12 protein-coding genes and 1 riboswitch are annotated in these 12436 nt (G+C 35.1%); of the genes, 10 read left to right on the top strand and 2 right to left on the bottom strand.

Features of this window, described 5'->3' with window-relative positions; all coding sequences use genetic code 11:
* Window positions 1-53: 53 nt before the first annotated feature.
* On the bottom strand, window positions 54-1037 hold the full coding sequence (gene dapF, locus BTM29_RS07480; protein WP_076615574.1) for a diaminopimelate epimerase: 984 nt from the start codon (window positions 1035-1037) through the stop codon (window positions 54-56).
* 16 nt (window positions 1038-1053) lie between these two features.
* Window positions 1054-2409 (bottom strand): aspartate kinase, encoded by a 1356-nt coding sequence (locus BTM29_RS07485; RefSeq protein WP_076615578.1) that lies wholly within the window; start codon window positions 2407-2409, stop codon window positions 1054-1056.
* 164 nt (window positions 2410-2573) lie between these two features.
* Window positions 2574-2752, top strand: a riboswitch (Lysine riboswitch).
* Window positions 2753-2841: 89 nt separating this feature from the next.
* Between BTM29_RS07485 and lysA the strand changes: the two genes are divergently transcribed.
* The 10 genes from lysA to BTM29_RS07535 all read left to right on the top strand — a co-directional run bounded on the left by lysA (window position 2842) and on the right by BTM29_RS07535 (window position 12340).
* Window positions 2842-4140, top strand: a complete 1299-nt coding sequence (lysA, locus tag BTM29_RS07490; protein ID WP_076618811.1) for a diaminopimelate decarboxylase — start codon at window positions 2842-2844, stop codon at window positions 4138-4140.
* An 18-nt stretch (window positions 4141-4158) separates the two neighbouring features.
* On the top strand, window positions 4159-4857 hold the full coding sequence (gene dapD, locus BTM29_RS07495; RefSeq protein ID WP_076615582.1) for a 2,3,4,5-tetrahydropyridine-2,6-dicarboxylate N-acetyltransferase: 699 nt from the start codon (window positions 4159-4161) through the stop codon (window positions 4855-4857).
* Window positions 4857-6014: an N-acetyldiaminopimelate deacetylase gene (locus BTM29_RS07500; RefSeq protein WP_120270375.1), complete on the top strand. Its 1158-nt coding sequence runs from the start codon at window positions 4857-4859 to the stop codon at window positions 6012-6014. Before dapD ends, BTM29_RS07500 begins: the two co-directional genes overlap by 1 nt.
* The gene (gene dapA / locus BTM29_RS07505; RefSeq protein WP_076615588.1) at window positions 6015-6902 is read left to right on the top strand and encodes a 4-hydroxy-tetrahydrodipicolinate synthase; all 888 of its coding nucleotides are present in this window, start codon (window positions 6015-6017) and stop codon (window positions 6900-6902) included.
* On the top strand, window positions 6899-7678 hold the full coding sequence (dapB, locus tag BTM29_RS07510) for a 4-hydroxy-tetrahydrodipicolinate reductase (RefSeq protein ID WP_076615592.1): 780 nt from the start codon (window positions 6899-6901) through the stop codon (window positions 7676-7678). Before dapA ends, dapB begins: the two co-directional genes overlap by 4 nt.
* A gap of 18 nt (window positions 7679-7696) precedes the next feature.
* Complete coding sequence (locus BTM29_RS07515) at window positions 7697-8890, top strand: aminotransferase class I/II-fold pyridoxal phosphate-dependent enzyme (protein WP_076615595.1); 1194 nt, start codon at window positions 7697-7699, stop codon at window positions 8888-8890.
* Between the two features lie 59 nt (window positions 8891-8949).
* Complete coding sequence (locus BTM29_RS07520; protein WP_076615599.1) at window positions 8950-10140, top strand: aminotransferase class I/II-fold pyridoxal phosphate-dependent enzyme; 1191 nt, start codon at window positions 8950-8952, stop codon at window positions 10138-10140.
* 24 nt (window positions 10141-10164) lie between these two features.
* Entirely contained in the window at window positions 10165-11229 is a 1065-nt protein-coding gene (locus tag BTM29_RS07525; RefSeq protein WP_076615604.1) for an aspartate-semialdehyde dehydrogenase, read from the top strand.
* 81 nt (window positions 11230-11310) lie between these two features.
* On the top strand, window positions 11311-12027 hold the full coding sequence (locus tag BTM29_RS07530; protein ID WP_076618813.1) for an AzlC family ABC transporter permease: 717 nt from the start codon (window positions 11311-11313) through the stop codon (window positions 12025-12027).
* A complete protein-coding gene (locus BTM29_RS07535; protein ID WP_076615608.1) occupies window positions 12017-12340 on the top strand; it encodes an AzlD domain-containing protein in 324 nt (107 codons plus the stop codon). The genes BTM29_RS07530 and BTM29_RS07535 overlap by 11 nt, the downstream gene beginning before the upstream one ends.
* The last annotated feature ends 96 nt before the right edge of the window (window positions 12341-12436 follow it).

Below are 12436 nucleotides of genomic sequence, written 5' to 3' on the forward strand. Positions count from 1 at the left end.
TTTTTGTACTTTTGAAATATATTTACAATGAATATAATGCAACTGTTTTATTATTATATCTTACTAATTGAATCTACAAATTCTTGGTAATATGTTTCTTCGCCAGTATCTAAAATGTCTATATCATTAACATTTGCAACGTGAAGATCATTTTCACTTATTGTTAATTCATGGGTGAAGGTTGCATTCCCAATCAAATGAATCTGACTATCTTCTTTTCGTTTGGCAAGCTTTATATTGGTTTTTACCATTCCACCAGGATTGAAAACAGTAATGTCTTCATCTTGATCAAAATAATTCTTATTTAACATAGCAAAAGCTAGGCTTGTAGCCGACATACCGGTTCCACAAGCATTAGTGAAACCAACTCCACGTTCATATGTCTGAACAAATAGTTTGTTTGTGTCTAATATTTCACAGAAGCTAACGTTTACACCCTCTGGGAAGTATTCATTGGAACCGTTAAGATCATGTCCAATTCGTCCTAGATCATCTTCATCTACCTCATCAACGAAACTTATCAAGTGGGGATTAGGAACAGCTAGAGCGGTGAATTTTTGCCCTGGAATGAACTCTGGTATATCTTCGTCAATTAATTCTATTTTATTCATATATGAAAATGGTAAATCATCCTTAGCAAATGATATTGGAGAAATCTCAACACTGTACGTTGGTACTTTATCGAAGAAATTCTCTGATTTTTTAACTGCTAAGTTAGTTTCAAGAGTTTCAACTTTGAATGAATCCTGATTGAATTTCTCAGATAGATATCGACTAACGGTCCTTAATCCATTACCACACATTTTTGCTTCACTACCGTCGGCATTGATAACTCTCATTTGTCCGATACAGTCAGCAAATTTAGAATCATTGATGACAAGTAATCCATCGGCACCATCCAAAATATTATTATTGGAATCACACAATTTGATTGCAAGTTGTTTTAATTCATTATCAGATAATTGTTTGTTTAGTTGTGTCTGATCTAGGATGAAGAATTGGTTTTCTGATCCATGCACTTTTAGAAGTTGGGACATATTTTCACCTCATTAATTAATTGAAAAATGTATTGTAGATTGCACGTACGGCCTTATCGGCATCTTTTGATTGTGTTCCAATCATGACTGAAATGCGTGATGCACCTTGGTTTAGCATATGAATTGCAATGTTATTTTGTGTCAATGAATCAATTATTTCACCCATAGTGTCTATAGTATGGGCAAGTCCTTCACCAACTACCATTATAATGGCATAATCGTCAATCCATTCTAAATAGTCTGGTTGGAGGACTTTTTTGATTTCGTTACAAAGATTTTTTATGGTCTCATCGGTTAATTTACTTTTATCAAAAATTATTGTTAAATCATCAATACCTGATGGCATATGTTCATATGAAATATTATATTTATAAAATATTTGTAGAAGTTTTAATGTGAATCCGACTTCTTTATTCAACAGATAACGGTGCAAATACAAGGCTGAGAATCTTTTTGAACTTGCAATTCCAGTAATTGGATTAGCTGGATTGAATAAGAATTGAGAAGGAACTATTAAAGTTCCTGGTGCGCTTGGATTATTAGTGTTTTTAACATTGACAGGAATTTGTCCTTCAACTGCAGGGATAATTGCTTCATCTTGGAAAACTGAGAATCCAGCATATGATAATTCACGCATCTCCCTATAAGACATTTTTTTGATTGCCTGTGGATGATCAACAATATGATTGTTTGCTACATAGATTGCATCAACATCTGTGAAATTCTCATACATATCAGCATGAAACCCACGACTCAAAATGGCTCCAGTTATATCTGAACCACCACGTGTAAATGTGTAAATTGAACCATCTTTACTGTATCCAAAGAATCCTGGGAAAATTATTTTTGTAGTATCGAATGTTATTTTATCCAGATTGGAGTAGGTCTCTGGTAAAACATCAGCGTTGTTTGGTTCTCCTCCAACAAGGAACCCTGCATCTTTGGGATTCATGAATTTAGCACTGATACCTTGATTGTTTAATACATCAGCTAACATGATGGCATTTAAATATTCACCGTGTGCTTTAAATGTTGCCAGTAGATGATCATCATCGACATATGTTTCACTTGCTAAATTTAGAAGTTTAGTTTTAATAGTATGCATTGTTGTATCTTCTAATTTATAAAAGTCACTTATTTCTTGATATCTGGATGCTATTTGATCACATATTTCATGATAATCTTCTTTAGCTAATACTTTATTTGCATATTGAATTAATAAATCGGTAACTTTGATATCCCCATCAAATCGTTTACCGGGAGCTGAAGTTACAACCACTTTTCTATCGCTATCATTGCTTACGATGTCTATAACCTTTTGAAAATGTTCACCATCTGCTAATGAACTACCGCCAAACTTGACGACTTTCACATAAATCACCTCATTAAATTTTAGAAAGCATTTAATACATTTTTAATGTAGAGTGTATCATTATTATGCATTAAAACAAGAAAAAAATTAAAATATTAGAAAAAGTAGACGAATTTGCTAATTATGCTTGACGTATTATTAGAGTTGTTATAATCTTTTAACAACAAAACAAAAGAGGTCGCGGTTAACATTAGTAAATAAGGGAGTCACTGCATGGCGTTGAACTTATTGAAAGGGGAAATCGCCGAAGCGTCGGAATTGTAGGATCCGATGTGCTGGGACGTATCAATAATATGATATGGACTGTCGCAACAAAAAGTCGTTGCGGTGCGCTTATGACAATTACGATGCAGAATATTTTGTAATTTTGGATCTCTTTGTTTTAAGCAAAGGGATCTTTTTTTATCCCGTCAGAAGAAAGGTTGTTTGAATATGATTAGTAAGGAATTAAAGAGTTCTAATGGACATTTGATTTTAGGTGGTGTTGATAGCGTTGAATTAGCACATAAATATGGAACTCCACTGGTAGTGTATGATGTTTCAGAAATTCGTAAACAAATCAATGATTTTAGAGCAGCTTTTGATAATAGCGGTTTTAAATATGAGATTAGTTATGCTAGCAAAGCTTTTGCTACTGTTGCTATGTATCAAGTCTTGAAACAGGAACATCTTCATACAGATGTCGTTTCCGGTGGAGAGTTGTTTACCGCATTAAAGGCTGGATTTCCGGCAAACAAAATAAGCTTTCATGGTAATAATAAATCTTTAGAAGAACTTGAGATGGCGGTTGATAAAAAAATTGGAGTTATCATCATCGATAACTTCAGAGAAATTGAATTATTAGAAAAAGTTCTACAAGAAAAAGATGTATCTATCAATGTAATGTTGAGATTGACTCCTGGTATTTCAGCTCATACTCATAAGTATGATCAAACCGGTCAAGTTGATAGTAAGTTTGGATTTGATGTTGAATCTGGACAGGCTGATAAGGCATTAGAGTTAGTACTTAAAAATAAAAATATGAATTTGATTGGTATTCATGCTCATATTGGTTCTCAAATTTTTGGAATTGAGGGCTTCACCTTGTTAGCACATAAGATGGTAGAGATAGCTTCAAAGTGGCATAAAAATTATAACTTTACACCTGAAATTTTGAACTTTGGTGGTGGTTTTGGAATAAGTTATACAGAAGATGATGAACCGATTGAGCCTAGTGTATTTATTGAAAAAATAACAGAGATAGTTAAATCAGATTCCAAAAAGGCTGGACTATCATTGCCAGAGGTCTGGATCGAACCTGGTCGTTCAATTGTAGGACCGGCTGGATACAATCTTTACACTGTTGGTTCTCGTAAGGATATTCCTAATCTTAAGTCGTATATTAACGTTGATGGTGGTATGGGTGATAATATTCGCCCAGCGCTATATCAGGCAAAGTATGAGGCTGTAGTTTCTAATAAGATGGACGCTAAAAAAACACAAGAGGTACACGTTTCGGGTAAGTATTGTGAATCAGGAGATATCTTAATTGATTCAATCGAACTTCCTGATGTCCAACCAGGAGATATCTTAGCAATGCTAGATACTGGTGCATATGGGTATTCAATGGCATCAAATTATAATCGTAATCCTAGACCAGCAGTTGTTTTTGTAGAAAATGGACAAGATAAGTTAGTTGTAAAACGTGAATCATATGAAGATTTGACTAGATTAGATTTGAATTATTTATAAAAAGATGGAGGAAAAGTTATGAGTAAGATGGATGCTGAACAAATCATTAATTATATAGGTAATTCTAAGAAGGTCACTCCGGTAAAGGTCTATATAAAAGGGAACGTTTCAAATCTTGATATTCCCTCAAGTGTCAAATCATTTTTGAATGATTCAACTGGAATCCTGATTGGCGATTATTCAGAGATTGAACCACTACTTAAAAATATTACTGATTATTATATTGAAACTATTGCTAAGAATTCTGCTGTTCCTATGCTTGATATCAAAAATATTAATGCACGTATTGAACCGGGAGCAATTATTCGTGATCAAGTTGAGATTGGTGATAATTCAGTAATTATGATGGGTGCAGTAATCAACATCGGTGCAAGTATTGGTAAGGGAAGCATGATCGATATGGGAGCTGTTCTTGGTGGTCGTGCCATTGTAGGTGAGAATTCTCACATTGGTGCCAATTCGGTCTTAGCTGGCGTTATTGAACCTGCTTCGGCCAATCCTGTTAAAATCGGTAATAATGTAACTGTGGGCGCAAATGCAGTAGTACTGGAAGGAATTCAAGTTGGTGATAATGCTGTTGTTGGTGCTGGAGCTGTAGTTACTAAAGACGTTGCACCAAATGAGGTAGTTGTCGGTGTTCCCGCTAAGGTCATTAAGATCAAAGATCAAAAGACTACAGATAAAACTCATATTGAAAGTACTTTAAGGAAGTTATAATCATGACTTTAACTTCAGATGATCTTATCCAGATTAGAAGAAACTTTCATCAAATACCAGAATTAGCGCTGCACGAAGTTCAAACACACGCTTATATAAAAGAGATAGTTTCAAGTTTTTCACAGGAATTTTTAGAATTAAAAGAAATACCTGAATTACCCACTGCGTTGTTGGTACATGTAAAAGGGAGTGACCCAAGTCGAACTATTGGTTATCGTGCCGATATCGATGCTTTACCAGTCACTGAAAATAATGACTTATCCTATGTATCAAAAAATAGTGGAGTCATGCATGCTTGTGGTCATGATATTCATATGACTGTGGCTTTAGGAATTTTAAATTATTATTCTATTCATCAACCAAAGGATAACTTGGTATTTTTCTTTCAACCAGCTGAAGAGAGTGAAAGTGGTGGAAGAAAGGCCTATGATCTCGGGGCATTTACGGGTATTTATCATATTGATGAATTCTATGGTTTGCATGATAATGCAGATTTACCAACTGGTGTAATTGGATGTCGTATTGGAACTTTATTTGCTGGTACGACTGAGGTCAATGTCATTATTCATGGGAAGAGTGGACATGCGGCATATCCACATGAAGCTAATGATGCAATTGTTATTGCTGCTAATTTCATTTCACAAATTCAAACGATAATTTCAAGAAATATTGATCCAACGAAGTGTGGCGTCATTACTTTTGGGAAACTTGAAGCTGGTAGCATTAGAAATGTCATTTCTGGTACGGCCAGAGTTGAGGGTACGATCAGAGGATTGACACAAGACATGATCGAATTCATTCGTCAAAGAATAATTGAGGTCACTAAGGGATTAGAAATATCCTTTAATGCCAAGATAGATGTTGAATATAATCAAGGTGGATATTTCCCAGTTGAGAATAATACAGAATTAACGACTAGATTTATTAATTATATGAAAAAATCTGATGCTAAATATAAAGATGTTGCACCAGCTATGACAGGTGAAGATTTTGGTTATTTGCTAAATAAAATCCCTGGTACGATGTTTTGGCTAGGTGTAGATAGTCCTGGTTCACTACATTCATCAGATTTTTTACCACACGAAAAGGCAATTGATGATGGTATTAAGGCGTTCACTGGCTTTTTAAATTACCGGATGAATTCGGAGGAGAACTAAATGTTAGAAAATATAGATTTAATGACAGCAATTATCACTCCATTTACAGATGATGGTAAGGATATTGATTTTGATGCATTGAAGAAATTGACGAATCATCTATTGGATACTGGTACAAAGGGGTTTGTCATCGGTGGGACTACTGGTGAAACACCAACTTTGACTGAAAGTGAGAAATTATCGCTATATCAACGATTTGTAAAAATTGTTGATGGTCGTGTTCCTATAGTTGCAGGTGTTGGTAGTAATAGTACAAAGGCAACGATGGATTTTATAAACAAGGTAGCATTGATAAAAGGAATTGATATGGTGTTAGTAGTCGTTCCTTATTACAACAAACCCAACCAAAGAGGGATGATTGCCCATTTCAAGACTGTAGCTGATAATTCTCCATTGCCAGTAATGATCTATAACATTCCAGGTAGAACTGGTGTATTGATGGAAAAAGAAACTGTCGTTGAATTATCTAAATATAATAATATTGATGGTGTAAAGCAATGTAACACTATGGAAGACTTAGAATATATTGTTGAACATACGAACAAGGACTTTGCTGTATTTAGTGGTGAAGATGCTCAAGCTTTATTTGCAAAAGTTATCGGTGCTAATGGTGTTGTTTCAGTTGCCTCACATATTTATGGTGAATTAATTTCTGATATGTATACAAAACTTGAGAATGGAAATTATAAAGATGCTGGTGCTATTCAAAGAAAATTGACACCAAAAATGGCAGCGTTATTCATGTATCCATCTCCATCGCCAACAAAGGCTGCATTGAATGAAACAGGTTTTCATGTTGGTGGTTGTAGATTACCGATTTTGCCATTAAATGATGATGAAAAAGCTATTTTATTTAAGCAATTGAACATTCAGGAGGCCATCAAGTGATTAAAATAATTGTTTCGGGTTTTAGTGGATCTATGGGGCAAAAAGCCGTTCATATGATCAATTCAACTGATGGATATCAATTAGTTGGAGTATATAATCCTGTTGAAAAAAATTTGGATCCTAATTCATATGATTATTTGGATTCATCTGTGAAAATATATAACGATATGTCACAAATCGATATTGACGCAGATATCTGGGTTGATTTTAGTATCCCGAGTGCGGTTTTTGATAATACTAAATTTGCTATTGAACATGGTTATCGTCCAGTTATTGGAACTAGTGGGTTAAGTGAAGATAAAGTAGAAGAATTGAAGAAATTGGCTGATGATAATAAGATAAGTGGAATTATTGCTTCTAATTTTGGAATCTCTGCTGTATTGATGATGAAATTTGCTCAAGTTGCAGCCAAGTATTTTGATCAAACTGAAATAGTTGAGACTCATCATCAAGATAAGCTTGATGCACCGTCAGGAACAGCTATGAACACAGCACGTTTGATACATGAGGTTCAACAAAAAGATCAAGTAGAAAATAGTAATGAATCGGATCCATTAGGAACTCGTGGTGGCGATTATCATGGTATTAAAATTCATGCGATTCGTTTACCAGGTTTTATTGCTGATGAAGAAGTTATTTTTGGAAGTACTGGTGAGAACCTTGTCATCAAACAAAGTACTACTGATCGTGAATCGTTCATGAAGGGCGTTAAACTCGCAATTGATGAAGTTATGAAACGTGATGAGTTAGTTATAGGGTTAGAAAAAATTATTTAATAAAGTGGAGATGTCACTATGCCAGAGTTAGCAAAGAGTGTTTCAAGTATTTGTAATAAATTGGTCAAACCTCTCGGGGATGACAAGATTCTTGAATTTAATGCTGCAATTTCAGGTATTCCTGGGATTGTTAAATTAACATTGGGTGAACCAGATTTCAATGTTCCAGAACATGTTAAAGATGCAGCAATTAAGAGCATTGAGGACAATGATTCACACTATACACCTCAAAAGGGTATCCCTGGTTTACGTAAGGCAATAAGCAACTATTTGGCTACAGATTACGATGTAACTTATGATCCAGATACTGAAGTCATTGTAACTATCGGTGCCACTGAAGCTATATATACCTCTTTATACACGATCATGAATCCTGGAGATAAAATAATTGTACCTACACCTACTTTCTCAATTTATATGGATGACATAAAGATTCTAGGTGGTATACCTGTTGAGGTTGATACTTCTAGTGACGGTTTCAAAATAACACCTGAAAAACTTCAACATGTACTTGAAAATGAAGGTGCTGGCGCTAAAGCCATGATTATTAATTATCCTGGTAATCCTACTGGGGTCGTATATGATCGTGCTGAAATTGAAGCACTAGCTGAAGTCTTGAGAGATAAGGGGATATTTGTTATATCAGATGAAATCTATAGTCAATTAGTTTATGGAGAAAAACATGTTTCATTTGCTAATGTATTACCAGAACAAACTATTTTGATTAATGGATTGTCAAAGTCGCATGCGATGACTGGATACCGAATTGGATATATTGCTGCACCTAAAGACTTTGTCTCCGAGGCAGCTAAAGTACATTCATTTACTGTTACTTGTCCATCAAATCCAGCACAATATGCAGCACAAGAAGCTTTGGAAAATGGCTTAGATGATCCTATTGAAATGCGAAAAGTATATAAAAAACGTCGAGATTACATTGTTAAAGAGTTAAATAAACTGGGTTATGAAACCGTAGAGCCAAATGGAGCATTCTATGTATTCCCTAAGATTCCGGTAGAATTCAATTTAACTTCTGATCAGTTCTGTCGTAGATTGGCATCAGAAGCTAAGCTTGGTGTAGTTCCAGGGGATGCCTTTGGAGCAGCAGGTGAAGGTTATTTCAGAATTTCTTATGCCACTTCAATGGATCTTATAAAAGAGGGTATTAAGCGATTAACACAATTTACTAACGAATTATTACAAAAAAACTAATTTAATGAGTTAATTTGTTATAGAATGTATAGTATACATAAAGATTAGGAGCACATGTCATGCCAAAATTAGATTCATCTGTTAAAGATGTTGTAAACGAAACAATTGCACCAATGGGGATTTCTCAGATAAGATACTTCGCACAAAAATTTGCTAAAATTCCTGGCATCATCAAATTGACATTGGGTGAACCAGATTTCAATGTACCAGAGCACGTTAAGCAAGCTGCCATTAAGAGTATTCAAGATGACAAATCGCATTACTCTGAACAACGTGGAACAATTGGTTTGAGAAAGGCTGTTTCAAGCTATTTAAATAAGCAATACGATGTAACTTATGATCCAGAGTCTGAGGTTATCGTGACTATTGGTGCTACTGAAGCAGTATTCATCTCACTAGCCGCTATTATCAATCCTGGTGATAAGGTGATTGTACCTACGCCAACGTTTGCCTTGTATTTACCAATCATTCAAGTATTAGGTGGAATACCTATTCAAGTTGACACAACACCAGATAACTTCAGATTAACTGGTAAGAAGTTGGCAGAAGTGATCGATCAAGAGGGAGCTCAAAATGTTAAGGCTTTGATCCTTAACTTCCCAGGTAATCCTACTGGTTTTGTCTATTCAAAGGAACAACTAGAAGAAATTGTCGATGTTGTTAAAGACAAATCTATGTTTGTTATTTCAGACGAAATTTATGCAGAATTAACATACGGTAGAAAGCATGTATCACTTGCCAAATTGATGCCCGGAAAAACGATTCTGATCAATGGACTATCAAAATCACATGCAATGACTGGATATAGAATTGGTTATGTCGCTGCTCCAGCAGATTTTATTGAGAACGCAGGGAAAATGCATGCATATACTGTAACTGCACCGTCAAATCCAGCTCAATATGCTGCACAAGAGGCGCTTGAAAACGGAATTGAAGATCCAATCGAAATGAGAAAGATTTATCAAGAACGTCGTGATTATATTGTTGGTCAATTAAACGATATTGGGTATAAAACAATTTTGCCAGAAGGAGCATTCTACACTTTCTCCAAAATTCCTGATAAATTTAATATGAGTGAAGTTGAATTTGCTGAAAAACTTGCTGAACAAGGAAAAGTGGGAGTTACTCCTGGATCTGCGTTTGGTAAAGGTGGAGAAGGTCATTTTAGAATGTCTTATGCATCATCTATGGAAGATATTCAAGAGGCTATGAAGCGACTACGTAAATTTACAGAGTCACTAGAAAATTAAATTAAGATATAAAGGATGAATATTATGAGTGAAGGTTATGAAGTAGCTATTTTAGGTGCAACAGGTGCAGTGGGAACTCGTCTGATTCAACAATTGGAACAATCAACGATTCCTGTATCAAAAATTAGATTATTGGCGTCAAGTCGTTCTGCAGGTAAAAAACTTCAATTCAAAGGTAAAGATATTGTCGTTGAAGAAGCTAAACCAGAGTCATTTGATGGAGTAGACATTGTCTTAGCATCAGCTGGTGGAGCTGTTTCTAAGAGATTATTACCTGAAGCAGTTAAACGAGGTGCAGTATGCGTGGATAATACTAGTGCATTTAGAATGGAACCTGATGTTCCATTAGTTGTACCAGAAGTTAATGAAAAGGCTCTTTATAATCATCATGGAATAATCGCTAATCCCAACTGTTCTACAATTCAAATGATGGTAGCTCTTGAACCAATTAGAAAGGCGTTTGGTCTTAAACAAATAATCGTTTCAACTTATCAAGCGGCTTCAGGAGCTGGTCAAAGTGCACTAAATGACTTTTATAGTGAAGCTCAAGACTACTTAGATGGTAAGAAAATGTCATCTGATATATTCCCAACTAAAGGTGATAAGGAACATTATCCATTGGCCTTTAATCTGTTACCACAAATTGATGTATTAGAAGATAATCTATATTCACATGAAGAATGGAAAATGATTCATGAAACTAAGAAGATCATGCTTGGTGATATGAATGATCCTAAGATTAAGGTTACCGCTACTTGTGTTCGTGTCCCTGTGCCTATTAGTCACGGTGAGTCTATCTATATTGAGGTCGAAGATAAAGATGGTGCTAGTGTTGAAGCAATCCAGAATCTGATCAAAGAAGCACCAGGTGCAGTCCTTCAGGATGATCCTAAACACCAAGTCTATCCACAACCAATCAATGCAACTGGTAAGCGTGATACATTTGTCGGAAGAATCCGTCCAGATTTAGAGAATAAGGGTGCCTTCAACATGTGGGTAGTTTCAGATAATCTATTAAAGGGTGCTGCATGGAATACAGTGCAGATTGCAGAGAGATTAGTTGCTGATAATCTCGTTGAAGTTAAGTGAAATTATAGATTTGGTCTTGTCTTAAGCATGAATAATGCTATTTGATGAGGCTGTTTTTTGTTATTTTGGAAGGTGATTCTTGTGAGTGAAGCAAAAAAAGTTAACGGTTATACGACTTTTCAAGATGGAATTAGAAGTTGTTTACCAACAGTATTAGGATATTTAGGAATTGGATTTTCATTTGGTATTGTAGGTATTAATTCTCATCTCAACTTGTTTGAGATTACATTGATGTCTGCTGTGGTTTATGGTGGAAGCTCACAATTTGTATTGTGTGGTTTATTACTGGCCAATACATCAATCACCGGTATCGTTATGACGGTGTTTTTGGTTAATTTACGGCACTTATTAATGAGTATGACTGCAAGTCCGTATTTTAGAGAAGAGACATTATTGAGTAATATTTCTATAGGTTCATTATTAACTGATGAGTCCTTCGCGGTATTTTCAACTGCAGTTGCACAGGATAAGCACTTCTCGTTAAGATGGATGGAAGGATTAAACATCACTGCATATATAACTTGGATTCTTGCTACACTTTTGGGAGGATTAGTGGGTAATTTTATTAGTGACCCCGATAAGTTTGGGTTGGACTTTGCTTTAACAGCAATGTTTGCTGGATTGTTTCTAACGCAGTTTAAGTGGGAATTATCAAAGAATACTAAAAAAGCTATTTCTGTTGTTGTTACGGTAGGAGTTAGTCTTGTAATTCTCTTATATTTTGTAAGTTCGTCTGTAGCTGTGATTATTTCAGCTTTATTGGGATGTTTAGTAGGGGGTATTTTGGATGATAAGTAGAACCGTGTTATTAATATTAATCGGGAGTGCCTTAGTTACGTGGATTCCACGGATCACTCCATTTGTGCTAGGAAAAATGGTCAAATTTCCAGCCATTCTTAGTAGATTTCTAGGGTATCTACCACTATCTATTCTTTTTGCATTATTATTAGAAACGGTATTCAATAGTAAAGTTGGAGTTGTCCCAATTCCTAAAGTTGATGTCGTTTTGGCATTAATCCCCACCGTTATAACGGCAGTGGCTCTTAATGATCTAATGAAAACAGTAGTTGTAGGGATTATTTCCATGGCAGTAGTTAGATTGATCATTTAGTTAGGGTGAATGTTGAATTTAAAATTTGTTTGTATGCTGGTTGATTCCTTATCTTAAAGTAAGTGTTGTAGTAAAATATAAATAGTAAACGTCACA

It is taken from the genome of Companilactobacillus allii (assembly GCF_001971585.1).
GTDB classification, from domain to species: Bacteria; Bacillota; Bacilli; order Lactobacillales; family Lactobacillaceae; genus Companilactobacillus; species Companilactobacillus allii.